Raw genomic sequence first — 24,102 nt, 5'->3', positions numbered from 1 at the left:
TTGTGATCCAGCCCCGTACCCCAGCCGTAATCCCTGCATAATAAACGCGAAAAAGGGGTTGGCATGTTCGATCAAACACAGGGACAGCGAAAGAGAATTGCAATCGTCGGGGGTGGCATTTCGGGCCTGTCTGCCGCGTACTATCTGTCCCCCTACCACGACGTGACCCTGTATGAAGCCGCCCCGCGTCTGGGCGGGCACGCCCGCACCGTCATGGCGGGCAAGAACGGCGATCAGCCGGTCGACACAGGCTTCATTGTCTTCAACTACGCCACCTACCCGTTCCTGACCCAGCTATTTCGCGAGCTTGATGTCCCCGTCATCAAAAGCGAGATGAGCTTTGGGGCCAGCATCGACAATGGGCGTCTGGAATACGGTCTGAACACTCTGCGCGCCATCACTGCGCAGAAAAGCAACCTCTTGCGCCCCCGCTATTATCGCATGATCGCCGACATCCTGCGTTTCGGAAAACGTGCCGAGGCCGCCGCGACTGACGACGACAAAACCATCGGGGATCTGGTGGACGAGCTGGGCCTAAGCCGGACGTTTCGCGACGACTACTTAATGCCCATGTGCGGTGCGATCTGGTCGACCCCTGTGGCCGAGGTCGACGAATTCCCCGCGAAGTCTCTGGTCCGCTTCTTCCGCAACCACGCGCTTCTCGCCGGTACAGGCGAGCATCAGTGGTGGACCGTCAAAGGCGGCAGCATCGAATATGTCCGCAGGCTTGAAGCGGCCCTAATCGCGCGCGGGGTCACCTTGCGCACCGGCACCCCGGTGGAGAGCGTGACGCGCAGCGCCTTTGGGGTCAGCCTTGTGGCAGAAGGCGCTCCGGCGCAGTCCTTTGACGAACTCATCCTGTCCTGCCATTCGGATCAGGCCCTAGCCATTCTGGGCAACGACGCCCGCCCAGACGAAGCCGCCGCCCTTGGCAGCATCCGTTACCAGCCCAACAAAGCCGTCCTGCATTGCGATCCCGCCCAGATGCCTCGCCGTCGCGACTGCTGGTCCAGCTGGGCCTATCGCTCGCAGAATGGGGCCATCGGCGTCACCTATTGGATGAACCGCCTGCAAAACATCCCGGAAGACGATCCGCTGTTCGTGACCCTGAACCCGTCGACCGAGATCCCCGCCGACGCGATCTATGACGAGGTGGAATTTGCCCATCCCGTCTTTGACCGCGCCGCGTTGAAGGCGCAGCAAGACATCCGCGCCATGCAAGGCAACAACAACACCTGGTTTGCCGGCGCCTGGAACCGTCACGGGTTCCACGAAGACGGCATCGCCAGCGCCATGCGCATCGTACGCGCCCTGAACAACCGCCGCACCACCAAAGGAGAGCCCCATGCGATTTGCGGACAAGAAACTGAAGTCACAATTCCTGTCGACCTGCGCGCGTCTGCATGACGGCCAGCTGACCCTGCGCACCCCGGAAGGCGAACGCTTTCAGTTCGGCACATCCGGCCCCGAAGCCGAGATGGTGATCCGCGACTGGTCTGCCGTGTCCGCTCTGGCCGCGCATGGTCAGGTCGGGCTTGGCGAAGCCTATGTGCAGGGTTTGTGGGATACGCCCTCGATCGAGGGCCTTGTGGCGCTCGCGATGCGCAACCGCGACCAACTGGGCGCGTTCGATAAGGCCAGCCCCTTCAATCAGGCGAAATTCCGTCTGGTCGATACGATCCTGCGCGCCAACTCGCGTCGCGGATCGCGCAAGAATATCCGCTCGCATTACGATGTGGGGAACGAGTTCTACGCGCTGTGGCTGGACGAAGGGATGACCTATTCGTCGGGTATTTTCGACAGGGGCGATAACGACCTTGGGCGCGCACAGAAGAACAAGAATGACCGGGCGCTGTCGCGGCTCAACAGTGGGGCGCGGACGCTGGAAATTGGCTGCGGCTGGGGGGGATTTGCCGAGGCTGCCGCCGATGCAGGCCGTGACGTGACCGGCGTGACCATCTCGCGCAATCAACACAACTACGCCGACAGCCGCCTTGACGGTCGTGCGGATATTCAACTGCGCGACTACCGCGACATCGAAGGCCAATATGACAACATCGTCTCGATCGAGATGATCGAAGCTGTGGGGGCGCGCTATTGGCCCAGCTATTTCTCGGTTCTGAAAAATAAGCTGGCCGAAGGCGGTCGTGTGCTGTTGCAGGCCATCACCGTGCAGGACGCGTTCTTTGACACCTACAAGACGTCCTCGGACTATATCCGCCAATACGTCTTTCCGGGGGGCATGTTGCTGTCTGACGCAGTGATCGCGGATCAAGCGGGGCGCGCGGGCCTGAAGGTCAACGACAACCACGCCTTTGGTCAAGACTATGCCAAGACCTGCCGCATTTGGTCCGAACGTCTGGTCGCACGCAAACACAAGATCACCGAGCTGGGCTATGGCGAGGCGTTCTTCCGCAACTGGCAATATTACCTCGAGATCTGCGCGGCATCCTTCGCCGTGGGCCACACAAATGTTGTGCAAGTGGAGCTGGCCCATGCTTAGGCCCGTGCTTCTTTGCCTGCTGATCATGGTGGGCCACGCCGCTAAGGCGTCCCCCGTCAGCTCGGCCCTGCCGGATGCCGAACTGCGCGGGGAAGCCACGCTGCGGTTCCTTGGCTTTCCGCTCTACAAGGCGCGGCTGTTCACTGCGTCGGGTGCGCGCCTTGACTGGAACAAGGACTTCGCGCTGGAACTGACCTATCTGCGCAACTTGACCGCTTATGACCTTGTGGAAGGCACCATGCGAGAATTCGCGCGCACCGGCGGCACCCTGCCCGTGCGCGCACAGCTGAATCAGTGTTTCTTCGATGTGCGCAAAGGCGACCGTTATACCGCAGTCTCGGATGGTCCCAACACGTTGACCTTCTGGCGCAATGACACCCGGACCTGCACCCTGTCGCATCCCCAGATCAAGGCCCGCTTTATGGGGATCTTTCTGGGCGAGAACACACGCTCGCGCCGTTTCACCAGCCTACTGCGGAGCGACTGATGACCTATCCGCGTGTCAGCCTCTATGCCCTGATGTTGGCTGCCGCTGGCATCCCGCTTTATATCCACCTGCCCCGGTTTGCCTCGGTGAACCTTGGGCTGGGGCTTGGGGCGGTGGGGGCAATTCTGCTGGCGATCCGTCTGGTTGACCTTGTCCAAGACCCGCTGATCGGCTGGGCCATCGACCGCTGGCCGCGCGCGCAAAGCGTCTTTGCCGTGACCGCCGCGCTTGGCCTTGCGGTGGGCTTCCCCCTGCTCTTCTCCCTTGCCCCCGGTCCGAGTGTCACGATAGACCTCGTCCTGATCCTGATCCTGCTGTTCTCCGCCTACAGCCTTGGGATGATCCTGCTGTATGGCCGCAGCGCGACATTGGCAGACAGCCCAACCCCGCGCGCTCTGATGACGCTGGCCGCGTACCGAGAGGTCGGCATGCTGGGCGGCGTGATCCTTGCGGCAATGGCCCCGGCGCTTCTGGCCGCAATGGGCGCCCGCGCGCAGGGCTATCCCAGCTTTGGCGTATTTCTTGGCGTGCTGGCCGTCGCCACCGCGCTTCTGACCCTTCCAATCTGGCGCCGCACGCCCCTTCCCGGCGACCGCCTGAGCTTTCAAGGTCTTGGTCAAGCGGGCGCGCTGAAACTGCTTGCGCTGGCCTTGGTCAACAGCTTGCCTGTCGCGATTACATCGACGCTGTTTCTGTTCTTTGTCGAGGACCGCCTGCAGCTTCCTGATCGGGCCGGACCGCTTTTGATCCTGTTCTTCCTCAGCGCCGGGGTCAGCGTGCCGCTCTGGACCCGCATCGCCCATGCCGTCGGCCCGAAACGCACACTGCTGATCGCCATGCCACTGGCCATTCTGGGCTTTATCGGCGCGGCGTTTCTGGCGCCCGGAAACCTGATCGGGTTCGCCATCATCTGCGTGGCCTCTGGGGCTGCCCTTGGCGCGGACATGGTGATCCTGCCCGCCATGTTCTCGGTCGTGCTGACACGGGCGGGGCTGAAACCCTCGCTGGCTTTTGGCATCTGGTCATTTGCCGGAAAGCTCGGCCTTGCGCTGGCGGCCTTCGCGACCTTGCCGCTGCTGGAACGAAACGGCTTTACCCCCGGCGGCACCAACAGCGCAGACGCTCTTGCCGCGCTGAATATCTCGTACGCCATCATCCCCTGCATTCTGAAACTCGGCGCTCTGGCCATGGTGCTTGCGCTGCCTACAGAGGACCAAACCCAATGAAACTCGTCACAGCCATCCTTGCCCTATTCGTTGTGGCCACCTTGACCCGCCACATGTTCTTCAGCTTCAAGGCGCAGGCGCCCGAGGACTATGCCGACACCGGCCCCGCCTTTTCGCTGACCGAACACCTGTCCGGCGAAATCCTGTCCGAGGGCCTGATCTATGGCCCCACCGGTCGCGTCACCAACAGCTTCACCGCCCGCATGGTCGGCCAGTGGGAGGGCAACACCGGTACCCTGACCGAGGACTTCACCTATTCCAACGGCCGCACGCAAGCGCGCAAATGGTTCCTGACCTTGGGCGACAACAACACCTTCACCGCCACCGCCGATGACATCGTCGGCACAGCCCAAGGCACGGTGTCCGGGTCGACGATCAAGATGACCTATGACATCGTCCTGCCCGCCGAGGCCGGGGGCCATACGCTCAGCGTGACCGACTGGCTTTACATGACCGAAAGCGGCGTGATCCTGAACCGTTCGGAAATGCGCAAGTTCGGCATCAAGGTGGCTGAACTTGTGGCCACCATGCGGCCCGATCCAACCCGTTGATCCCTAGCGAAGCAGGAGGACAAGACCATGCTAACCGGAAAGAAACGCATATTCGCAGTGCTGGCCGTGGCAGCTGTGACCTTGTCCGCCTGCGCAGGACGACCGGATCTACAGGATCATCCGCTGTCGGATCGCGAGCTTAATCTTGAGGAGTTCTTTGAAGGGAATTCCGTTGCCCGCGGTCAGTTTCAAGACCTGTTTGGGACGGTGCAACGCCGGTTCGATGTGGAAATCACAGGCGACTGGGATGGTCAGACACTGACCTTGGTCGAAGATTTCACCTATGACGACGGGGAAACCGAGCAGCGCATCTGGACGCTTGAAAAGACCGGCGAGGACACATGGCAAGGCACCGCCCCTGGGGTCATAGGCATCGCAACGGGTCGCGAGAATGGCGACACCTTCAATTGGGCCTATCGCATTGATCTGCCGGTCAGAAAGGGCACGATGCGTGTCGATTTCGATGATTGGATGTGGATGCTGAGTGATGACCGCGTGCTTAATCGCGCCTACGTCTCGCGATACGGAGTGCGCATTGGTGAAGCGATCATCGTGTTTGAGAAAAAGTAAGCAGCTCTTGCGCGCCGTGCACACACAGCGCAAGGTCAATCGTGCCCGCGAGACCCGGTTGACCGAGAGCTATGTGCACAGCGTGGATTTGGCTTACTGAGCCAATCGCTTTCTGGACGGCTATTCAGGATCAGGCAGCGGTGGGATGGTTCGCAAATACATTACCACTGCCTCAATGTCCTCGGGCGTAAACATGGCGTAGTATCCATACCCCATCGGTGGCAACATTTGTCTTCCGTTTGGACGTTTTCCCGAAGTGATCATGGTTTTCAGATCGTCATCGGAATACCCGGCCAAACCATCTTCGTGGCTGGTTATGTTGGGCGCGACGGATACCCCCCATGGCCCATGAAACTCGAAGCCTCCGGCGCCAAGATGGGTGTCAAACATCGGGCCTTGTGGTCCGAAAGTTGTGTGGCACTCGGTACAATGCGCGACCGGCCCAGCAAGATAGGCACCATATTCTACAGTCGCACCACGGGGAGGCGCGGAAACAGTTTCAACCGGTGGGCCATAGGCTGGCGGAAGTGGGAAATTGTAAGTGGAAGCAGGCGTTTGATTGTCGCTGGCAGGTATGGTTCGCAGGAATGCCACAATCGACATTAGATCGTCATCACCTAATCCACGATAAAGGCCAATCGGCATTGGTGGGCCGATCACAGAGCCGTCAGGGCGAATACCTTCGCGGATTGCGCGGGCAAGCTCTTCGTCACTCCAATCCGCGACGCGGCTGCCGGGTGTAATGTTCACGGCCCAAGCTTCCATCATGTCGCTTTTTTCGACCATCATTCCGCCAAGTTCATTCGACATGTCAGGCCCGTTTGGACCTTGCGGAGTATGACAATTGCCACACGCCGCAGGTCCGCGAACGAGGTATTCACCGCGCTCCACACTTGGTTCGGCCATGGCGTAAAATGGAAATGTCGCAACTGAAAAAGCGAATAGAATTCTATTCATAATTATCCCCCAAATTCTAAGTGATTGTATTCCCTTATTTTAATAGCGCTCCTATCAGTACGTCTCTGAAGAGCTGATTTGATACTCTACTATATTTCGCTGAATTCTCAAAACCGGGTGCGAACACATTCGTTTGCGTAGAAGCACCGCCTCTGTTGTCACGCATCTTGCCGTTTAAAACAGAAAACGGCGCCAAGTTCCCCTGACGCCGCTTCAATTCTCTTAAGCGCAAGTCTTACGCCGTCAGCCCATCCGGCTCGGCCAAGCCGTTGGCGCGGCAGCAGGCGGTTAGGGTGTTGGCCAGAAGGCAGGCAATGGTCATCGGGCCGACGCCGCCGGGGACCGGGGTGATCGCGCCTGCCACTTTCGAGGCGCTTTCAAAATCCACGTCGCCGACCAGCTTGTTCTTGCCGTCACGCTCGATCCGGTTGATGCCCACGTCGATCACGGTGGCGCCTTCGCGGATCCAGTCTCCGGGCACCATTTCGGGGCGACCCACGGCGGCAACCACGATGTCAGCTTTGCGCACGACCTCGGGCAGGTCTTTGGTGCGGCTATGCGCGATGGTGACGGTGCAGCTGTCGCCCAGCAGCAGTTGTGCCATCGGCTTGCCCACGATGTTCGAGCGGCCAATGACAACCGCGTTCAGCCCCGACAGAGACCCGTGGTGGTCGCGCAGCATCATCAGGCAGCCCAGCGGGGTGCAAGGCACCATCGACTTCTGACCTGTGCCCAGAAGGCCCACGTTCGAGATGTGGAAGCCGTCCACGTCCTTGGCCGGGTCGATCGAGTTGATCACAAGGTCTTCGTTCAGGTGACCGGGCAGCGGCAGCTGGACCAGAATGCCATGCACGGCGGGGTCGTTGTTCAGCTTGTCGATCAGCGCCAGCAGATCCTCTTCCGAAGTGTCGGCGTCCAGCTTGTGTTCGTAGCTGTTCATGCCCACTTCGACGGTCTGCTTGCCCTTCGAACGGACATAGACCTGCGAGGCGGGATCTTCGCCCACCAGCACCACGGCCAGCCCCGGTGTGATGCCGTTTTCTTCTTTCAAGCGGGTCACGTGACCCGCGACTTTCTCGCGGACAGTTGCGGCAAACGCCTTGCCATCAATGATCTGAGCCGTCATCACGCTCTCCTTACCAATCAGTCGAATTCGGAACGCGCATAGGCGTCACGATAGTGATTCATCTGCATTTCAGTTGCCAATACCGCGTTGGACATGAGGGTCGCAACCGTCACGGGGCCGACGCCGCCGGGAACGGGGGTGATCCAGCCGGCAACTTGGCTGCAGCTTTCGAAATCCGCGTCGCCCACGGTCTTGCCGTCAACGCGGTTGATGCCGATGTCGATCACCGCGCAGCCGGGTTTCAACATCTCGCCGGTCACCAGACCGGGCTTGCCCACGGCGACGAAGACCGCGTCCGCCGCGCGACTATGCATCGCGACCGAGCGGGTCATGTGGTGACATACGGTGACCGTCGCGCCCAGACCCATCAGCAGGAAGGCGATGGGCTTGCCGACGATTTCCGAGTGGCCGATTACGGTGACGTTCAGCCCTTCCATATCCAAGGGCAGCGTTTTCAGGATTTCGACAGCCGCCACGGCGGTACAGGGACCAAGCGCCAGATCGTTATAAACGATGTTGCCGATGGACGCGGGGTGCATGCCTTCCACATCCTTCAGCGGGTGAACCAGCTTTTGCAGGGTTTTCACCGGAATGTGGTCCGGCAGCGGACGCTGAATGATAATCCCGTTGACGCGCGGGTCGGCGTTCAGACCTTGGATGATGCCGGTCAGCTGCTCAAGCGAGGTTTCGGCGGGATAGTTGCGCGCCTCGAACTCGACCCCGGCGCTTTCCGCCGATTTCTGTTGGTTGCGGACGTACAGCTCGGCTGCGGCGACATCACCGACGGACAGCGAGACAAGCTTGGGCGACCAGCCCTTGTCAGATAGCTCGGCTGCGCGGGCGGCCACGTCCTTGCGCATGTCCGCGGCAATGGCCTTGCCGTCGATCAGAGTGGCAGTGTTGCCAATCATGGCCCATTCCTTCTTTGCGGGGTTTTGGGGGACTTAAAAGCGAAGGGCGGGGTATCCCCGCCCTTCATGGTCCTGTTTAGAACAGGCCTTCGATTTCGCCGTCGGCGTTCAGGCCGATGGACAGCGCCGCAGGTTTGCGCGGCAGGCCCGGCATGGTCATGATCTCGCCGCAGACAACGACGATGAAACCGGCGCCAGCCGACAGGCGAACCTCGCGTACCGGAACCGAGTGGCCGGTGGGTGCACCGCGCAGGTTCGGGTCGGTCGAGAAGCTGTATTGCGTTTTCGCCATACAGACCGGCAGATTGCCGTAACCAGCGTCTTCCCAGTCTTTCAACTGGTTGCGGATTTTCTTGTCCGCCAGAACCTCGTCAGCGCGGTAGATGCGCTTGGCGATGGTCTCGATTTTCTCGAACAGCGGCATTTCGTCCGGATAGATCGGAGCGAATGCGGCAACGTCTGCGTCGGCGATTTCAGCAACGCGGGTAGCCAGATCAGCCGAGCCTTCCGAACCCAGTTCCCAGTGACGCGATACGATGGCTTCGGCACCGTGGCCGTCCACGTAGTCTTTCACCGCGGCAACCTCGGCGTCGGTGTCGTTGACGAAGTGGTTGATCGCAACCACAACCGGGACACCAAAGCCCTTCAGGTTCTCGATGTGACGTCCAAGGTTATCACAACCAGCCTGAACGGCTTCCACGTTTTCAGCGCCCAGATCAGCCTTGGCAACGCCGCCGTTCATCTTCATGGCGCGCACAGTGGCAACCAGAACAACAACCGACGGAGCCAGACCAGCCTTGCGGCACTTGATGTTCATGAACTTCTCGGCGCCAAGGTCAGCACCAAAGCCAGCTTCGGTCACAACATAGTCGGCCAGTTTCAGCGCGGTTTTGGTTGCGATGACCGAGTTACAGCCGTGTGCGATGTTGGCGAACGGGCCGCCATGTACGAAGGCCGGGTTGTTTTCCAGCGTCTGCACAAGGTTCGGCTGCATGGCGTCTTTCAGCAGAACGGTCATGGCGCCGTCTGCACCGATGTCACGGCAGTAGATGGCTTTACGCTCGCGGGTGTAGGCCACGATGATGTCGCCCAGACGCTTCTGCAGATCCTGCAGATCGTTGGCCAGGCACAGGATCGCCATGACTTCCGAAGCCACGGTGATGTCGTAACCGGTCTGACGCGGGAAGCCGTTGGCAACGCCGCCCAGCGAGCACACGATGTCACGCAGAGCACGGTCGTTCATGTCGACCACGCGGCGCCAAGCCACGCGACGCTCGTCGATTTCCAGCTCGTTACCCCAGTAGATGTGGTTATCGATCATGGCCGACAGCAGCGAGTGCGCCGAGGTGATGGCGTGGAAGTCACCGGTGAAGTGCAGGTTCATCTCTTCCATCGGAACAACCTGAGCGTAACCGCCACCAGCAGCACCACCCTTCATACCGAAGTTCGGACCCAGCGATGCTTCGCGGATGCAGACCATGGCGTTCTTGCCGATGCGGTTCAGACCATCGCCTAGGCCTACGGTGGTGGTGGTTTTACCTTCACCAGCGGGGGTCGGGTTGATCGCAGTCACCAGGATCAGCTTGCCGTCCTCTTTGGACTGGACCGAGTTGATGAACTCCTGGCTGACTTTGGCCTTGTCGTGGCCATAGGGCAGCAGGTGCTCGGTCGGAATGCCCAGCTTATCGCCGATTTCCTGAATCGGGCGTTTTTTCGCTTCGCGGGCGATTTCGATGTCAGATTTATAGCTCATGGCAGATCCTTCAGAAACGAGAGCATGTTCAAGGCAGCTGCATCCCTGTTAGCGCTGCAGCCAAATATCTATCTCTGCATAACGATCCTAAAACCGACTCACAGGCTGAAATCCGACATGTTTGCCGCCGATTTCGTCGGATCATTGACGCGACGTTTCTGATCCGCAACGAAGGTTCCGAAACAGCACGAAGATCTTTGCATTTGTTACGGTCAGCCTTGCGTTGGCTTCCAAGCCGGTTGATCCGGCACGAACAGGCGTAACTGATCCCCAATTTTCAAGGCGCCTGCGTGCTCAACCCACGCCGTCACCCCCCGCTTTCCACGCGCTGCTTGCTTGTAACCGATACCATGCCCGGGCATGGCGCGCTCGACCTCGCGACCTGTGATGTTGCAGGGGCGGTTTTCCATGTCGATCACAAGGCAGGTGCCGTTTTCCGACAAAAGGCGCGATGACGGGGGCACATGGGTAAAGTCGGGAATACCTTCAACAATCAGGGATGCGCCAAGCCACGCTGGGTCAAGTGCATCCAGATCCAACGTCTTCGCGACTTCGGCCAGCTCTTCGACTGACAGAATCGAGATCTGCCGCGTGTTTCGGATCTCGGTCCCCTGCGGGTATTGGTTCGTCACCCGGGGACAAGACGCGCGCATCAGCCCTGAACGCGCTTCGCCGACAAACCCGTCATAGGTCACATCAACCATATCTCGCGCTTCGCTGCGCAGGGTGGCATCACGATCCAGCGTGACTCCAAGCCACGTGATCGTTGCAATATAGTCGGTGGGGACCAAGGCGGGCATGGGAACTCCTGTCGTTATCGAACACCCTGCCCGGTCACACGACGAACAGCAATTCACAGCTTGAGTCGACCTGAAAGAAAAACCCCAGAGCGTCGCTCTGGGGTTTTTGTGTTTTATGCGGTGGGTTCCGGTTCCATCCCGCCATCGTCAGACGATTTCTTGCGCGGTTTGGTTTTCGGGATCGCGGCGACCGACGGTGCGCTGCCCTCATCCGGCGACTCGTCATCGTCAGACGCGTGGGGCGGTTCACCCTTCATCACGCGCTCGATTTCCGGACCGGTCAGGGTTTCGTATTCCAGAAGACCCTGCGCCAGGTTTTCCCATTCCTGCTTGTGCTCTTCCAAGATCTTGAACGCAGTCTCATAGCCGTTCTGGATGAAGCCTTTGACCTCTTCCTCGATCAGCTCTTTGGTATGCGCCGAGACCGAGAAGCCTGCGGTGTTGCCCTGATATCCCTCATGCGCTTCGGCATAGTCGATGTTGCCGACCTTGTCGGACATCCCCCAGCGCATCACCATCGCGCGCGCCAGACCGGATGCCTGCTGTATATCCCCAGCCGGACCATTCGAGACATTGTCTTCGCCATACTTGATGATCTCGGCCGCCTTGCCCGCCATCGTCATGGCCAGCTTTTCTTCGCATTCCGACTTGTGCCAGTTCAGGCGGTCGATTTCCGGCAAGGACACGACCATCCCCAAAGCACCACCGCGCGGAATGATGGTCGCCTTATAGACCGGATCACATTGCGGCAGCTTCAGGCCAACCACGGCGTGACCCGCCTCGTGATAGGCGGTCTTTTCCTTCTGATCGTCGGTCAAGACCATCGAGCGGCGCTCGGCCCCCATCATGACCTTGTCTTTCGCGTTCTCGAAATCTTCCATGGTCACGAACCGACGGCCCACGCGGGCAGCCATCAGCGCAGCCTCGTTCACAAGGTTCGCCAGATCGGCGCCCGAGAAGCCTGGCGTACCACGCGCGATGATGCGCATGTCGGCGTCGGGGCCCAGCGGCACTTTGCGAGCATGGACGCCCAGAATTTTTTCGCGGCCTTTGATGTCGGGATTCGGCACAGTGACCTGACGGTCGAAACGGCCGGGACGCAGCAGAGCCGGGTCCAGAACGTCACGACGGTTGGTCGCGGCCAGAATGATGACGCCTTCATTGGCTTCAAAGCCGTCCATCTCAACCAGCAGCTGGTTGAGCGTTTGTTCACGTTCATCGTTACCGCCGCCATAGCCTGCGCCACGCGAACGGCCCACGGCGTCGATCTCGTCAATGAAAACGATGCAGGGCGCGTTTTTCTTGGCCTGCTCGAACATGTCACGGACACGGGATGCACCCACACCCACGAACATCTCGACAAAGTCAGAACCCGAAATGGTGAAGAAGGGCACGCCAGCTTCGCCTGCAATCGCACGGGCCAGAAGTGTTTTACCGGTCCCCGGAGGGCCAACAAGCAGTGCACCTTTGGGGATCTGGCCACCAAGGCGGCTAAATTTCTGCGGGTTGCGCAGGAATTCCACGATCTCTTCCAGCTCTTCCTTGGCTTCATCAATACCGGCCACATCGTCAAAGGTCACACGGCCTTCGCGTTCGGTCAGCATCTTGGCTTTCGACTTGCCAAAGCCCATGGCCCCGCCGCCCCCGCGACCTTGCATCCGGTTCATCATGAAGAACCAGAAGCCGATCAGCAGAGCCACCGGCAAAAGCAGCGTTACAAGGCTCATGAAGCCCGATTGCTGCTGCGCTTCGGCGGTCACCTCGACGCCCTCGGCGATCAGGAACTGCGTGACTTCCGCATCACGCGGCGCGATGGTTTGATAAATCTTGCCGTCGCCAGCCTGATAGATCAGCTTTTCGCCATCAATAGTGACGGACTTTACATTGTCGCCCTGAACGGCGGCGATAAACTCCGAATAAGTTGCCTGAGACGATGCAAGCCCAGACTGACCGTTCGAGAACAGGTTGAACAAGGCCAGGATGAGCACGAAGAGCACAATCCAGAAGGCGAAATTTCTCGCGTTGCCCAAGGGGGATCTCCTTTAGATGCCATAGCGACGGGACGCCAAGCGGAACGCTTAACGCCGTGTTCTTAAAATAGGGATGATTGGCCGAGGTTCAATGCGATAAAATCGCCTTTAGGAAATCGGCTTTGCTTGGCCCGGTCAGCGCGGCGCCATCGCACAAAAAACCAGCAGCGGGCGCAGCCATCAGTTGATCGCCGTCAAACAGCGCGGGTGTGGTCATCAGACGGCTGCGGGGCTGGCTGGTTTCACGCCAGTTGGGGCAATCCGAAATCGCCTCGCCCAAGGCGCGCACTTGTGTATTTGCGGGCCCCGTCAGCCGCCAGCGCCCGTCCCAAACCGCGCTGGGATATGCGGTTTCAGAGCGAACGGCATTCAGCTCGCGCCCAATCGTGATCTGCCCGGCTTTCAGGTCCAGCGTGCAGCCTGACAAGGTTCGGCGCGCTCCGTCCAGCACTTGCGCCTCAACCTCTTTCAGCGCGTCATAGCGCGGACGATAAGCCGCGCCCGAGACAAAACGGATTGCCGCAGCCAGTAGGCGATGGCGGGTTTCGGTGGCGAGCACCGTATAGGCTGCGGCATCGAAAACAACGTCCCCCAGCACGACTTGGGCGCAGGCTTCCGCGGCATCGACTGCCGCCTGTGTCAAAGCACTGCGCGCCTCGGCCATGCGATAAGCTGTGCCGACCAGCCGGTCGCGATCCAAGCCAAGCTGCGCCAGATCCTCCATCGCCTTACGTACCCGAACACGCTCAAAGCGGGTATCGGTGTTCGAAGGGTCGTCAATCCACCCCACCCCACGGTCGGTCAGAACCTGCCGCAAGCCTTCACGATCCGCAGCAAGTACCGGGCGCAACCAACGCCCACCTTGTGCCACCCAGTCATCTTGCATTGCAGACAGCCCATCCACGCCCGAGCCGCGCGCCAGACGCATTACGAAAGTTTCGGCCTGATCATCGGCAGTATGGGCCACAGCCACGGCGTCCAGATCCAAATCCCGCGCCCATTTGCCCAGCAGGTCATAACGGGCCGTGCGCGCCGCGTTTTGGACGTTCCCGCTAGGTGCCCCCGCCCATGTCAGCGTGTCATGGGGCAGCCCAAGCTCGGCACAGCGCGCGGCGACCCAGCTGGCCTCCGCGGCTGCTTCAGGTCGCAACCCATGGTCCACCGTGGCCACCTGCAGCTTAGCCCCGGTCCCCTTGGCCCAGTCGGCCGCCAAGATCATCATCGCCATGCTATCGCTGCCGCCAGACACCGCCAGCCCAAGACGCGAAACGGGCCCGCGCTGGCGGGCCCGGTCCAAGGCAATTTCGAATGTCTGCGCGGGCGTCACGGACAGCTCAGCGCCTGACGCGCGGCTTGCGCATCGGCCACCGCTGGCGCGCCGGGGAAACGCTTGCCCACTTCTGCCAGCGTTGCACAGGCTTCATTTACCTGCCCAAGCTCACCCAGAGAGAAACCCAAACGATAGAGCGCATCTGGCGCGCGGTCGCTGTTGGGCGCGCCCGAGAAGGCGTTCAGATAGGCACGTGCGGCGTTCTTCACGTCGCCTGTTCCGGTCAGCGCCTCGCCGCGCTGGAAATGCGCTTCTGATGTCAGCGGGCTTCCCGGATAGTTCTCGATAAACTGGGTGTAGAGTGTTGCAGCCTGCGCGAAGTCACCCGCTTCCAGCGCCCCACCAGCAGCGTCAAAGTCCTGCTGCTCGCCCACGGCAAGCTCGGTCGCCGGGGACGTGGGCGCGATAGGCGCCGTCACCGGCCCTTCCGGTGCCACCCCGCCCCCAAGGGTCGAGGTCTCACCCAATTGGGAAATATCTCCGCCCTCAAGTTCAACCAAACGGAACTCCAGATCGCCAATGCGGTTGGTGCCGTCTTTCACGATCGAGTTGATGCGAAACTCCAACTGTTCGGTCTTCGAAGTCAGGCGCGACAGTTCGCCCTCGATGGCCGCCATACGCTGAGACAGGCTGCCCACACCGGTGGTCACATTTGCACCCCCGGTGGTCGACAGCTCGGTCTTCAGCTTCTGGATCTCGACATAGAGCACGGTCAGTTCCTGCCGGATATCCGCCAAGGACTGGGCCCGGTCCTGCGCAGACGCCAAAGCAGGCGCACCCGCCAGAACAGCGCCCAGCAACAGTACTTTCAAAGATCTCGCCACCATATCTCAGCCCCTTTTCGTCCTGTTGGATCAGCTGGTGATTGCACCCGCAGCCAGCACGGTCACGGCGCGGCGGTTCTTGGAATAGCACAGCTCGTCCGAGCAGATCTCAAGCGGGCGTTCCTTACCATAGCTGACGGTCTGCAGACGGTTCGGCGCGACACCGCGATCAATCAGGAAGTTCTGCACGGCCGAAGCGCGGCGCGCGCCCAAAGCAAGGTTGTATTCACGCGTGCCTTGTTCATCCGCGTGACCTTCGATCACGGCGGTATAGCTGGTGTTTTCCATCAGCCACGTGGCCTGCTGGGTCAACACTTGAACAGCTTCCGGGCTGAGCGTCGACTGGTCAACGGCGAACAGAACGCGGTCCCCGATGGTCTGGTTGAAATAGGCGGGCGAGCGCGGGTCGGACGGGCTGCCTGCCACGAAGTCGCCCGAACCACCGCCGAAGCGGCCATTTCCAAAGCGGTCGTTCGAACAGGCCGACACGGCCAAAGCGCCCACGAACAGCGCAGTCATCGCAATATGTTTCATGGTCTTTCCTGTATCATTTTGCCCTTTGTGGGCATGCTCTTTCATATTCTTGCCGGAAGTCTAGCATTTCACCGGCGGTTTGAAAACAAAGCGCATTCAGCGCCCGTATTAGTTTAGTTCAGCAAGGGCGACCACGCAGGATCGGACGCGGCCCCTTCGGTCAAGACCCGGCGCAGGTTACGGCCTGTAATGTCCACCGAATAGAGCGACGCTTCGCCCGACGCGCCCTGGCTCTCGCGGGTGAACATGATCACACGGCCATTAGGAGACCAGGTCGGACCTTCATCCAGGAAGGACGCCGTCAGAAGACGTTCCTCGGACCCGTCGGTGCGCATCACGCCAATGTGGAAACGGCCCGCGTTTTGCTTGGTGAAAGCGATCAGATCGCCACGCGGCGACCAAACGGGGGTGCCATAGCGCCCTTGACCAAAGCTGATCCGCGTCGCCTCGCCGCCCGTGGCGGGCATGACATAAAGCTGCTGGCTGCCCGAACGGTCACTTTCAAAGACAATCTTCGAGCCATCCGGCGAAAAGCTGGGCGCGGTCTCGATCGAGGGGGCTTGGGTCAGACGACGCGCTTGCCCGCTGGCAATGTCCATCGTGTACAGGTCCGTGTTGCCCCCTGCCGACAGCGAATACACAACCGTGCGGCCATCCGGCGAAAAGCGCGGCGCGAAGGTCATGGTGCCCTCTTGGCTGGACAGCACACGGCGGCCAACGGTCGCTACATCCAGAACGTAAACCTGCGGGAAGCCGGTTTCATAGCTGGTATACAGCACCCGATCCCCTTGCGGCGAGAACCGCGGCGCCAGCACCAACGCCGAACTGTCGGTCAGGTACTGCACATTCGCGCCATCATAATCCATGATCGCCAAGCGCTTGCGACGGGCATTTTTCGGGCCGCTTTCAGCCACAAACACCACGCGGCTGTCGAAATATCCGCTCTCGCCGGTGATCCGGCTATAGACAATATCTGCAACCTTGTGCGCCATGCGACGCCAGCCGCCTGCCCCGCCCGAGAACTGCAAACCTTCGCCCAGCGGCTGCCCCGAGAACACGTCGAACACGCGGAATTTGACGTTGATGCTGTCGCCCGAGCTGCTGACCGCGCCGGTGATCAGCGCCTGCGCGTTGATCGCCTTCCAGTCGGCATAGGCCACAGGGCTTGAGAAGTTGGAGATGCCCGAGATGAACGCATCCTGCGGAATTTCGCGAAACAGCCCGGTGCTGGCCAAATCCGCCGCAATCACGCGCGAAATCGAGCGGGCGAAATCGGATGCACCGCCATCTTCCGCGACGAAATCGGGGATCGCGAAGGGCAAGGGCTCGATGACGCCATCGGTGATCTCGATCCGCAAGGGACCGCTTGATTGTGCGGTCGCGGCCATGGGGGTCAGCGCCCCTGCTGCGAGTACCGCACAAGCGGCCATCAGGCACGAGACTTTCTTCAGACCACGTTTCATCTGCTCGGATGTCCTTTTCATTGCGCGACTGCCCCTTTTTGTTTTGCTTAGCTTAGGCATAAATTCAGCACCCCCTTCAACGACAGGGGAAAAATCGGCGGAAACTGGCGCGAAACGGTTCATTTGCACCACTTTAGGTGGGATGGAGAGGCGCATGTGCATCACTTGATCCTCATCTTGTCGGGATTGAAGGTCATTTCGATCTCGCGCCACTGGCCGTATTTTTCGGCAGGCAGGTCAAAGCCACGCGCGCCGCAGCGGATGATGGCGCGGCGGGCGGCTTGGAAGGCGGTGTTCGCAGCGGCTTGGTTGGGGCCGTCCCAGCTGTCTAGTTTGATCCCTTCAGGCTTGCCCTCGCGGCTCATCGTGACCAGCACGACCACGGTCGTGGACAGCGCATCGGTCGAAGACGACCCGAGGTTCCAGCACTGGCTGACGGCGACCCGCAGCCCGTCTTTTTCACCTCGTGTCAGCGGCGGGCCAAGCGGGATATCCTGCGCGGGCGCGTCTTGCGTACCACCCGCCACCTCGTTGGCGACTGCATTCGCCACGGCGTTTGCATCGGCGGCAGGAGGCGCCTCAGCAGGCGTTTCCGGCTGTGCCACCTGCGGACGCGGGCGGGTTGGGCGCGTTTTCGGACGCAGCGAGGTTGCGGGCGCGGCAGAGGGGTCCGCCGCAGGCACTTCCGCTTCGGTCACGATCTCGGTCGTGGCCTCGGGCGGCGCGGCGGGGGTGACTTCTTCCGGCGCGGGGGCGGCTTCTGGGGTCGGCTCGGGCGTCACGGCCTCGACCGGCTCTGGCGCTTCTTCGACCGGCGTTTCGGGTTCCGGTGCAGCCTCGGGGGCCACACGAGGGGCGGCTTCGGGCGGCGCGACTTCGGTGACATCGGCAGGTTCTTCTACCGGCACGGGCTCGGGTTCCGGTTCAGGCTCGGGCGCCGGTTCTGGGGTGGGTTCAGGTTCCGGCACGGGCAGAGGCTCTGGCTCGGGCGTCGGCTCAGGGCGCGGCGCGGGCGCCGGGCTTTCTTCGGGCGCATTGGCCTCGCCTTTCGGGGCGCTCAGCGCGGCAAATTCATCCTCTGATATGAACGAGACATCAGACACCGACACAAGCTCATCGTCGCGGTCCCACTTGAAGACCCCGCCGAAAAGCACCCACAGGATCAGAACCCCATGAGCGGCTGTCGAGATATACAGCCCCTTGCGCATCTCTGCCTCAGTTCCCCTGCCCGGTCAGCGTCGGGCCACCACCTTCGGTCACGAAGCCGATCTTGGAAAAGCCAGCAGCGTTCAACGCGCCCATGATCTGGGCCGTCGTGTCCCATTCGACCTGACCGTCGATGCGCAGGAAGATCTTGTCATCCACACGTTCAGCGGCGATGGCGCGCAGGCGCGGGATCAGATCGTCACGTGCGATTTCAGTGGTTTGCAGGAAGACCTGCCCATCAGCGTTGATGGTGATGGCAAGCGGTTCTTCTTCAGGTGCTTCAAGCGACTTGGCTGCCGTCTGCGACAGCTCGACCGGCACGCCGACCACCGACAAGGGCGCGGCCACCATGAAGATGATCAGCAGCACCAGCATGACGTCAACGAAGGGTGTCACGTTGATCTCGGCCATCACCCGGCGATGCTTGCCACGACGACGCCCACGACGGGCGCGCCGATCGGCACCCCCGCTGGCTTGCACATTCGCGCCCATCTTAACTGTCCAACTGACGGCTGAGGATGGTGGCGAACTCGTCCGCGAAGGCTTCGTAGCCTGCAAGGATGTTGTCGCTGTCCACGCTCAGCTTGTTGTAAAAGACCGCCGCCGGGATCGCAGCTAGAAGGCCCAGACCGGTCGCCAGCAGCGCCTCGGCGATGCCGGGGGCCACAACGGCCAGGTTGGTGTTCTGTTGCTGTGCGATCTCGATGAAGGCGTTCATGATGCCCCAGACGGTGCCGAACAGACCCACAAACGGCGCGGTCGAGGCGACCGTGGCCAAAAAGCTCAGCCCCTTGTTCAGCTCTTCGCCTTCTTTGGCGATAGCCACATCCATCGAGCGATCAATCCGCGATTGCGCGTTGGCGATCAACCCGCCATCTGCCCGATGCGAGCGACGCCATTCCAGCATCCCCGCCGCGAAAACCTTTTCCGCCGAACCCGAGGGGCTGGGGCCGATCTGGTCGAACAATTCGTCCAGCGGTTCGCCCGACCAGAACTTGCGGTCGAACACGTCTGCTTCGTCACGGGACTGCCGAAACGCCATGAATTTTGTGATGATGATGGCCCATGACCAGACCGACGCAACGATCAGCAGAAGCATCACCAGCTTCACTGTAAAAGTTGCACGTAGGAATAGGCCCAAGAAGGAGAAATCAATCTCCGCCGCTGCCGAAAGCGCTTCCGTTTCCATAACTCTGCCTCTGTACCGCCGCCTCTTTGGGCCGCTTTTCTGCACGAAGATTAACTTATGGAAAGGCAGATGGCTATCAAAACCGCGTCATCGGCAGGTTTTGCTGTAAATTCAGTGCACCAACCGGCGAATATTTGCCGGAAGGCGGGCCGGTGCGCCTGTATCCGCGACGCATACAATGGTCACAACCGCCTGAAACAAAGGCTGTTCGCCGCGTTTGACCACCTGCGCCAGTACCAGACGCGCGGCGGTCACCTGCTCAACAGATGTTTCAACCTGTAACTCATCGTCAAATTTAGCAGGCGCGATGTAATCTGCCTCGACCCGGCGCACAGCGAAGACCAACCCCTCGTCGCGCATCGCGTTCTGATCAATCCCGATTTCGCGCACCCAATCCGACCGCGCCCGTTCGATATAGCGCAGATAGTTGGCATAATAGACAATCCCGGCCATGTCGGTGTCTTCATAGTAAACGCGGATGGGAAACTGGTGCATGGGGGCCTCGTGATTTTTGCCCACTTTAGGACGTCAAAGGATAATCCGCCAAGACCTCGTATCGCGCGCCCTCGGGGCGCAGTTCTGAGCGGTACAGAGACAGAGTGTCCAGCTGTGCATCTGGAAAGCGGATCGCGCCGTGGGTTTGCAATACATGCCCCAGCGCCGTCATATCATCCGGCAAGGGTTTACGCGGCAATCGCGCCAATGTCACATGGGCGCGAAACCGGCGATGCGGTAGCGTGATTCCGGCCTGACGCACACAGGACAGGACGTGTTTTTGCAGCACATCCACACCCGACGCCATCAGGCCCAGCACCGAGGGCACCTTGCCGCCCAAAGGTTCCAGCCCCGAGAATTCGGCGGTGACGGCGAATAGCGGAGTGGCCCCCAAAACCTCGTGCAGATCCTGCAGCGCCTCGTGGGGCTGATCTTCAAGGAACGCCAGCGTGATGTGCAGATTTTCAAAGGGCTGCGGGCGCCCGATCTTCAAACGCGCGGCGAAGCGCTCCAAATCGTCAGCCAGATCATCCGGCAAGGGAAGAGCAAGGAAACTCCGCATCAATGCTGCGTTTCGCCATCCGGCACTGCGACCTGCATCCGTGCGAACAAGCGCAGTGCGTGCGATGCATCATCTGCACAAACCGGCAGCACGGGGTCATAGGCAGCTTTGATCAAGGCCGCGATTTCCGGGCGCAAGATCGTTTGCCCGTCGGGCAGTAACGCCAAGGGGCTTTTCGCCCCAAACGCGCCCTCGCCCCACAGGATCACCGCTTGCACGGCCTGCGCCAGCGCGATGCTTTCGGCGGGCTGTTTCGCCATCTCGCCCGACATGCAGACGAAGCTAAAACAGGCCTGAATGGCGCCGTCATCGTCGAAACGGAAGGCACGATACTGGCTGGCTCCGGCGGCTTTCAGGCGCGCCACCAAGGGGGCCAGATCCGGCACCATTTTCTCAAGGTTCGGCACGCCCAGAAGCTCGTCCCAATCGCGGAAGAAGAAGACCATCAAGTTCGCGCCAAGCTCGGGATCGGTCTCGGCCATTTTGTGACCGGCGACGACGGCCACAGCCTCGATCGCGCCTTTGACGATCTCCAGCGTTTCTTCCTCGACCCCGAACACCACGGGCACGATGGGGCGGCCCCAACGCGCGAAAGTAAAGCTGCCATCAGGCCGCGTGAAATGCGCGGTGACGTCTTCGGGGGTCATCATCTGGGGCATCTGAGGGGTGTCGGTCATGGCAGTCTCCTTGCTGGGGGCTGTTTCGCGCAGGCTGTGCGTGCATGCAAGACTTAACCGTCGAAGAGCTGCCCTTGGGCTTTCTGCGCAGGTTCCGGCGCGTCCAGCCCCAAATGCCGCCAAGCCTTTTGCCCCAACATCCGCCCACGCGGGGTGCGTTGGATCAGTCCTTGCTGCAACAGGTAAGGCTCGATCACCTCTTCCAGCGCATCGCGGCTTTCGGACAGCGCTGCCGACAGCGTCTCGATCCCCACCGGGCCACCACCGTAGTGTTCTGCCATCAGTCCCATATAGCGCCGGTCCGCTCCATCAAGGCCCAGATTGTCGACGCCCAACCGGGTCAGAGCATTGTCGGCAATGTCGCGCGTGATACGTCCGTCGCCTTCGACCACAGCGAAATCCACCACACGGCGCAGCAGGCGGCCCGCGATCCGGGGCGTGCCGCGGGCACGTTTGGCAATCTCGCGCGCGCCGTCTTCGTCTGCGGGGGCGCCCAGTTTGACAGCATTGCGCGAGACAATCTCGTGCAACTCGTCGACCGTATAGAATTGCAGGCGTGTCGGGATCCCGAAACGGTCGCGCAGCGGGGTCGTCAGCAACCCCAGACGGGTGGTCGCGCCGACCAGCGTAAAGGGTTGAAGCTCAATCCGCACGGTCCGCGCGGCGGGACCTTCGCCAATCACCAGATCCAGCTCGAAATCCTCCATCGCGGGATAGAGCACTTCTTCCACGACCGGGTTCAGGCGGTGAATCTCGTCAATGAACAGAACGTCATTGGCTTCCAGATTGGTCAGGATCGCCGCAAGGTCCCCCGCCTTGGCCAGCACAGGCCCCGAGGTCATACGGAAATTCACCCCAAGCTCGCGCGCCATGATTTGCGCCAGCGTGGTTTTGCCCAGACCGGGCGGGCCGTGGAACAGTACATGGTCCATCGCCTCGTTCCGGCGGCGCGCGCTTTCGATGAAGACGCGCAGGTTGGCGCGGGCCTCGGCCTGACCGATGAAATCGCCAAGCGCTTGGGGGCGCAGTGCGCGGTCCACCTCGGCGCGTTCTTCCGGCGTCGGTGCGGGACGTAGGGTGGGGTCCGGGCTGTATGCAGGGTCCGAGATCGACATGTCTTAATCCTTCAACCCCTAGCCCTTGGGCGCAAGCTGTTTCAACGCCGCCCGGATCAGCCCGGCGGTGTTCAATGCGGGATCGTCGCCCAAGGCTTGCGCCACGGCCGACGCGGCCTCGCCGGGCGCGTAGCCAAGATTGGTCAGGGCCGACAGCGCTTCGGCCTGCGCAGCGGGATCCGTGCTGGGCGCAGTGGGTACCGAAGTCGCATCCGCAACTGCGGGTGTCTCGATGACCATGTCATCGAGATCAGGCTCAGGCGCGGCAGCGCCTGAGCCTGCCCCAGCCGAACCCCCTGCCCCGGCCAGCGCCATCACGCTGGCGGCTTTGTCTTTCAATTCATTCACCACGCGCTGCGCGGTCTTGGGACCGATGCCCTTTGCCGCTTTCACCGCGTTCCAGTCGCCCAGGGCAATCGCCCGGCTAACGCCATCCGCGCCAAGCGTGCCCAGAATGGCCATCGAGGCTTTCGCCCCCACGCCTTGCACGCTCATCAGCAACCGATGCCATTCCTTCTCGACCAACGAGGTAAATCCGAAAAGCTGCAAATTATCCTCGCGCACCAGAAGATCGGTATAAAGCGCGACGGCCTCGCCATTGCCGGGCAGCGCTGACATGGTCCGGTCCGAGACGTAGACCAAGTATCCCACGCCCTTCACGTCGATCAGCACGTGATCATCCGCGCGATAGTCAATGCGTCCTGCGATCCGTCCGATCATGCTGTTGCCCTTTTCACTGCGGCCTCAAGGCGGCCTGCGTTCTGTGCGTGGAAGGAATGGCAGATGGCAATCGCCAAAGCGTCCGCCGCGTCCGGCCCAGTGATCTGCACGCCCGGCAATTGCATCCGTACCATGTGATCCACTTGTTTCTTGTCCGCGTGACCGACGCCCACCACGGCTTTCTTCACCGCGTTGGGGGCATATTCCCCAATCGACAGCCCCGCCTGTGCCGGCACCAACAATGCGATCCCCCGCGCCTGTCCCAGCTTCAGCGTGCCGACCGCATCTTTGTTCACGAAGGTCTGTTCCACCGCCGCCGTATCCGGCTGGAACCGCGCCACCACATCCGAGAGCTGTTCATGCAACGACAGAAGCCGCGACGCCAGATCGCCGTCGCGCGAGGTGCAAACGCCATTGGCGACATGCGACAGACGCGTCCCCGCGGTGTCCACCACCCCCCAGCCCATGATTCGAAGTCCCGGGTCGATGCCAATGATGCGCATATCCTGCTCTGCCCTGATGCTCTGCGGCCTTTTCGGCGCGTTTTTGTTACGCCGCCAGAATTAGCACGAAACGAGAACATTGACCAGCCAGATTTGCGCAGCTCCACTCAGGAAGACTGCCTGACGCGAAGCTTAAATAAAAATCGAAGAAAAAGTTTTGGTCACCTAGCAATCATCTACGGTGATTTTTGCCATTTTTCGACCAATTTCGACCCCGCATTTCCTGAAAACGACCCGTTGCACAAAACGCATATGGGGCATGCAAAAACCGTTCTTGTGGCAACGGTTTTTCGGTCCTAGATGGCGCTTCAGAGCAATTCAGCTCACCCAACCTCTTTTTTGTGAAGGACACGAAAATGGCTGCTTTCGAAACCATGACTCCCGTAACCGGCGGTGTCTTCGGGGGCCGTCTGTCCGACGCCATGCGCGGTATTGTTGCCGCTGTGGTCGCCTGGAATGACGCTCGCGAGACCCGCAACGCACTGTCGAAACTGACGGACCGCGAGCTTGAAGATATCGGGCTGTGCCGCGCCGATATCGAGGCGATCTAAGACCTCACCACTCACTGTA

The 24,102-nt window shown here is 60.8% G+C and carries 26 protein-coding genes; 7 read left to right on the top strand and 19 right to left on the bottom strand.

The features are described from left to right. The first annotated feature begins 63 nt into the window (after positions 1-63). From Q0677_RS09405 to Q0677_RS09380, 6 genes are read left to right on the top strand one after another with little or no spacing between them, the layout of a single operon-like run. Positions 64-1,407, top strand: a complete 1,344-nt coding sequence (locus tag Q0677_RS09405) for an FAD-dependent oxidoreductase (RefSeq protein ID WP_298908880.1) — start codon at positions 64-66, stop codon at positions 1,405-1,407. Next, positions 1,346-2,503: a cyclopropane-fatty-acyl-phospholipid synthase family protein gene (locus tag Q0677_RS09400; protein ID WP_298908877.1), complete on the top strand. Its 1,158-nt coding sequence runs from the start codon at positions 1,346-1,348 to the stop codon at positions 2,501-2,503. The genes Q0677_RS09405 and Q0677_RS09400 overlap by 62 nt, the downstream gene beginning before the upstream one ends. Next, on the top strand, positions 2,496-2,990 hold the full coding sequence (locus Q0677_RS09395; protein WP_298908874.1) for a hypothetical protein: 495 nt from the start codon (positions 2,496-2,498) through the stop codon (positions 2,988-2,990). Before Q0677_RS09400 ends, Q0677_RS09395 begins: the two co-directional genes overlap by 8 nt. Further along, complete coding sequence (locus Q0677_RS09390; protein ID WP_298908871.1) at positions 2,990-4,216, top strand: MFS transporter; 1,227 nt, start codon at positions 2,990-2,992, stop codon at positions 4,214-4,216. The genes Q0677_RS09395 and Q0677_RS09390 overlap by 1 nt, the downstream gene beginning before the upstream one ends. Further along, positions 4,213-4,767 carry a DUF3833 domain-containing protein gene (locus tag Q0677_RS09385; RefSeq protein ID WP_298908866.1) on the top strand — a complete coding sequence of 185 codons (555 nt, stop codon included), beginning with the start codon at positions 4,213-4,215 and terminating at the stop codon, positions 4,765-4,767. Before Q0677_RS09390 ends, Q0677_RS09385 begins: the two co-directional genes overlap by 4 nt. A 27-nt stretch (positions 4,768-4,794) precedes the next feature. Continuing rightward, a complete protein-coding gene (locus tag Q0677_RS09380) occupies positions 4,795-5,337 on the top strand; it encodes a DUF3833 domain-containing protein (RefSeq protein ID WP_298908864.1) in 543 nt (180 codons plus the stop codon). Between the two features lie 120 nt (positions 5,338-5,457). Here Q0677_RS09380 and Q0677_RS09375 read toward each other — a convergent pair whose 3' ends face one another. The 19 genes from Q0677_RS09375 to ruvC all read right to left on the bottom strand — a co-directional run bounded on the left by Q0677_RS09375 (position 5,458) and on the right by ruvC (position 23,532). After that, entirely contained in the window at positions 5,458-6,147 is a 690-nt protein-coding gene (locus Q0677_RS09375; RefSeq protein WP_298908862.1) for a c-type cytochrome, read from the bottom strand. Between the two features lie 382 nt (positions 6,148-6,529). Further along, positions 6,530-7,420: a bifunctional methylenetetrahydrofolate dehydrogenase/methenyltetrahydrofolate cyclohydrolase FolD gene (gene folD, locus Q0677_RS09370; RefSeq protein ID WP_298562803.1), complete on the bottom strand. Its 891-nt coding sequence runs from the start codon at positions 7,418-7,420 to the stop codon at positions 6,530-6,532. 17 nt (positions 7,421-7,437) lie between these two features. Further along, positions 7,438-8,331 (bottom strand): bifunctional 5,10-methylenetetrahydrofolate dehydrogenase/5,10-methenyltetrahydrofolate cyclohydrolase, encoded by an 894-nt coding sequence (locus Q0677_RS09365; protein WP_163036745.1) that lies wholly within the window; start codon positions 8,329-8,331, stop codon positions 7,438-7,440. 76 nt (positions 8,332-8,407) lie between these two features. Beyond that, complete coding sequence (locus Q0677_RS09360) at positions 8,408-10,084, bottom strand: formate--tetrahydrofolate ligase (RefSeq protein ID WP_298908858.1); 1,677 nt, start codon at positions 10,082-10,084, stop codon at positions 8,408-8,410. A gap of 212 nt (positions 10,085-10,296) precedes the next feature. After that, positions 10,297-10,884, bottom strand: a complete 588-nt coding sequence (locus Q0677_RS09355; RefSeq protein WP_298908856.1) for a sulfurase — start codon at positions 10,882-10,884, stop codon at positions 10,297-10,299. A gap of 113 nt (positions 10,885-10,997) precedes the next feature. Beyond that, a complete protein-coding gene (ftsH, locus tag Q0677_RS09350; protein WP_298908853.1) occupies positions 10,998-12,914 on the bottom strand; it encodes an ATP-dependent zinc metalloprotease FtsH in 1,917 nt (638 codons plus the stop codon). An 88-nt stretch (positions 12,915-13,002) separates the two neighbouring features. Next, positions 13,003-14,241, bottom strand: a complete 1,239-nt coding sequence (gene tilS, locus Q0677_RS09345) for a tRNA lysidine(34) synthetase TilS (RefSeq protein WP_298908850.1) — start codon at positions 14,239-14,241, stop codon at positions 13,003-13,005. Beyond that, entirely contained in the window at positions 14,238-15,071 is an 834-nt protein-coding gene (gene ybgF, locus Q0677_RS09340) for a tol-pal system protein YbgF (protein ID WP_298908847.1), read from the bottom strand. Before ybgF ends, tilS begins: the two co-directional genes overlap by 4 nt. 27 nt (positions 15,072-15,098) lie before the next feature. Beyond that, positions 15,099-15,602 (bottom strand): peptidoglycan-associated lipoprotein Pal, encoded by a 504-nt coding sequence (pal, locus tag Q0677_RS09335; RefSeq protein ID WP_133487779.1) that lies wholly within the window; start codon positions 15,600-15,602, stop codon positions 15,099-15,101. A gap of 113 nt (positions 15,603-15,715) precedes the next feature. Further along, positions 15,716-16,990, bottom strand: a complete 1,275-nt coding sequence (tolB, locus tag Q0677_RS09330) for a Tol-Pal system beta propeller repeat protein TolB (protein ID WP_298909126.1) — start codon at positions 16,988-16,990, stop codon at positions 15,716-15,718. Positions 16,991-17,226: 236 nt separating this feature from the next. Continuing rightward, entirely contained in the window at positions 17,227-18,273 is a 1,047-nt protein-coding gene (locus Q0677_RS09325) for a hypothetical protein (protein ID WP_298908839.1), read from the bottom strand. Between the two features lie 7 nt (positions 18,274-18,280). Beyond that, positions 18,281-18,763: an ExbD/TolR family protein gene (locus Q0677_RS09320; RefSeq protein ID WP_298908836.1), complete on the bottom strand. Its 483-nt coding sequence runs from the start codon at positions 18,761-18,763 to the stop codon at positions 18,281-18,283. A 1-nt stretch (position 18,764) separates the two neighbouring features. Next, positions 18,765-19,460: a protein TolQ gene (gene tolQ, locus Q0677_RS09315; RefSeq protein WP_298908833.1), complete on the bottom strand. Its 696-nt coding sequence runs from the start codon at positions 19,458-19,460 to the stop codon at positions 18,765-18,767. Between the two features lie 111 nt (positions 19,461-19,571). Then, positions 19,572-19,955, bottom strand: coding sequence for a tol-pal system-associated acyl-CoA thioesterase (gene ybgC, locus Q0677_RS09310; RefSeq protein ID WP_133487787.1), 384 nt, complete (start codon positions 19,953-19,955; stop codon positions 19,572-19,574). 25 nt (positions 19,956-19,980) lie between these two features. Further along, entirely contained in the window at positions 19,981-20,517 is a 537-nt protein-coding gene (thpR, locus tag Q0677_RS09305) for an RNA 2',3'-cyclic phosphodiesterase (RefSeq protein ID WP_298908830.1), read from the bottom strand. After that, positions 20,517-21,176: a hypothetical protein gene (locus Q0677_RS09300; protein WP_298909123.1), complete on the bottom strand. Its 660-nt coding sequence runs from the start codon at positions 21,174-21,176 to the stop codon at positions 20,517-20,519. The genes thpR and Q0677_RS09300 overlap by 1 nt, the downstream gene beginning before the upstream one ends. A 71-nt stretch (positions 21,177-21,247) precedes the next feature. Next, the gene (gene ruvB, locus Q0677_RS09295) at positions 21,248-22,309 is read right to left on the bottom strand and encodes a Holliday junction branch migration DNA helicase RuvB (RefSeq protein ID WP_298908827.1); all 1,062 of its coding nucleotides are present in this window, start codon (positions 22,307-22,309) and stop codon (positions 21,248-21,250) included. Between the two features lie 18 nt (positions 22,310-22,327). Then, positions 22,328-23,029 (bottom strand): Holliday junction branch migration protein RuvA, encoded by a 702-nt coding sequence (gene ruvA / locus Q0677_RS09290; protein WP_298908824.1) that lies wholly within the window; start codon positions 23,027-23,029, stop codon positions 22,328-22,330. After that, positions 23,026-23,532, bottom strand: a complete 507-nt coding sequence (gene ruvC / locus Q0677_RS09285) for a crossover junction endodeoxyribonuclease RuvC (RefSeq protein WP_298908821.1) — start codon at positions 23,530-23,532, stop codon at positions 23,026-23,028. Before ruvC ends, ruvA begins: the two co-directional genes overlap by 4 nt. 356 nt (positions 23,533-23,888) lie before the next feature. Between ruvC and Q0677_RS09280 the strand changes: the two genes are divergently transcribed. Next, positions 23,889-24,083, top strand: a complete 195-nt coding sequence (locus Q0677_RS09280) for a DUF1127 domain-containing protein (RefSeq protein ID WP_133487797.1) — start codon at positions 23,889-23,891, stop codon at positions 24,081-24,083. The last annotated feature ends 19 nt before the right edge of the window (positions 24,084-24,102 follow it).

Origin of the sequence: uncultured Aliiroseovarius sp. (assembly GCF_947492455.1) — a bacterium.
Lineage (GTDB): Bacteria > Pseudomonadota > Alphaproteobacteria > Rhodobacterales > Rhodobacteraceae > Aliiroseovarius.
This window is presented reverse-complemented; position numbering and strand designations above follow the sequence as displayed.

What these genes read in the sequence shown, in the direction of transcription:
- Q0677_RS09405 (WP_298908880.1), top strand. Translation starts at nt 64, where the DNA reads ATGTTCGATCAAACACAGGGACAGCGAAAGAGAATTGCAATCGTCGGG.
- Q0677_RS09400 (WP_298908877.1), top strand. Translation starts at nt 1,346, where the DNA reads ATGCGATTTGCGGACAAGAAACTGAAGTCACAATTCCTGTCGACCTGC.
- Q0677_RS09395 (WP_298908874.1), top strand. Translation starts at nt 2,496, where the DNA reads ATGCTTAGGCCCGTGCTTCTTTGCCTGCTGATCATGGTGGGCCACGCC.
- Q0677_RS09390 (WP_298908871.1), top strand. Translation starts at nt 2,990, where the DNA reads ATGACCTATCCGCGTGTCAGCCTCTATGCCCTGATGTTGGCTGCCGCT.
- Q0677_RS09385 (WP_298908866.1), top strand. Translation starts at nt 4,213, where the DNA reads ATGAAACTCGTCACAGCCATCCTTGCCCTATTCGTTGTGGCCACCTTG.
- Q0677_RS09380 (WP_298908864.1), top strand. Translation starts at nt 4,795, where the DNA reads ATGCTAACCGGAAAGAAACGCATATTCGCAGTGCTGGCCGTGGCAGCT.
- Q0677_RS09375 (WP_298908862.1), bottom strand. Translation starts at nt 6,147, where the DNA reads ATGTCGAATGAACTTGGCGGAATGATGGTCGAAAAAAGCGACATGATG.
- folD (WP_298562803.1), bottom strand. Translation starts at nt 7,420, where the DNA reads ATGACGGCTCAGATCATTGATGGCAAGGCGTTTGCCGCAACTGTCCGC.
- Q0677_RS09365 (WP_163036745.1), bottom strand. Translation starts at nt 8,331, where the DNA reads ATGATTGGCAACACTGCCACTCTGATCGACGGCAAGGCCATTGCCGCG.
- Q0677_RS09360 (WP_298908858.1), bottom strand. Translation starts at nt 10,084, where the DNA reads ATGAGCTATAAATCTGACATCGAAATCGCCCGCGAAGCGAAAAAACGC.
- Q0677_RS09355 (WP_298908856.1), bottom strand. Translation starts at nt 10,884, where the DNA reads ATGCCCGCCTTGGTCCCCACCGACTATATTGCAACGATCACGTGGCTT.
- ybgF (WP_298908847.1), bottom strand. Translation starts at nt 15,071, where the DNA reads ATGGTGGCGAGATCTTTGAAAGTACTGTTGCTGGGCGCTGTTCTGGCG.
- pal (WP_133487779.1), bottom strand. Translation starts at nt 15,602, where the DNA reads ATGAAACATATTGCGATGACTGCGCTGTTCGTGGGCGCTTTGGCCGTG.
- tolB (WP_298909126.1), bottom strand. Translation starts at nt 16,990, where the DNA reads ATGGCCGCGACCGCACAATCAAGCGGTCCCTTGCGGATCGAGATCACC.
- Q0677_RS09325 (WP_298908839.1), bottom strand. Translation starts at nt 18,273, where the DNA reads ATGCGCAAGGGGCTGTATATCTCGACAGCCGCTCATGGGGTTCTGATC.
- Q0677_RS09320 (WP_298908836.1), bottom strand. Translation starts at nt 18,763, where the DNA reads ATGGGCGCGAATGTGCAAGCCAGCGGGGGTGCCGATCGGCGCGCCCGT.
- tolQ (WP_298908833.1), bottom strand. Translation starts at nt 19,460, where the DNA reads ATGGAAACGGAAGCGCTTTCGGCAGCGGCGGAGATTGATTTCTCCTTC.
- ybgC (WP_133487787.1), bottom strand. Translation starts at nt 19,955, where the DNA reads ATGCACCAGTTTCCCATCCGCGTTTACTATGAAGACACCGACATGGCC.
- thpR (WP_298908830.1), bottom strand. Translation starts at nt 20,517, where the DNA reads ATGCGGAGTTTCCTTGCTCTTCCCTTGCCGGATGATCTGGCTGACGAT.
- Q0677_RS09300 (WP_298909123.1), bottom strand. Translation starts at nt 21,176, where the DNA reads ATGCCCCAGATGATGACCCCCGAAGACGTCACCGCGCATTTCACGCGG.
- ruvB (WP_298908827.1), bottom strand. Translation starts at nt 22,309, where the DNA reads ATGTCGATCTCGGACCCTGCATACAGCCCGGACCCCACCCTACGTCCC.
- ruvA (WP_298908824.1), bottom strand. Translation starts at nt 23,029, where the DNA reads ATGATCGGACGGATCGCAGGACGCATTGACTATCGCGCGGATGATCAC.
- ruvC (WP_298908821.1), bottom strand. Translation starts at nt 23,532, where the DNA reads ATGCGCATCATTGGCATCGACCCGGGACTTCGAATCATGGGCTGGGGG.
- Q0677_RS09280 (WP_133487797.1), top strand. Translation starts at nt 23,889, where the DNA reads ATGGCTGCTTTCGAAACCATGACTCCCGTAACCGGCGGTGTCTTCGGG.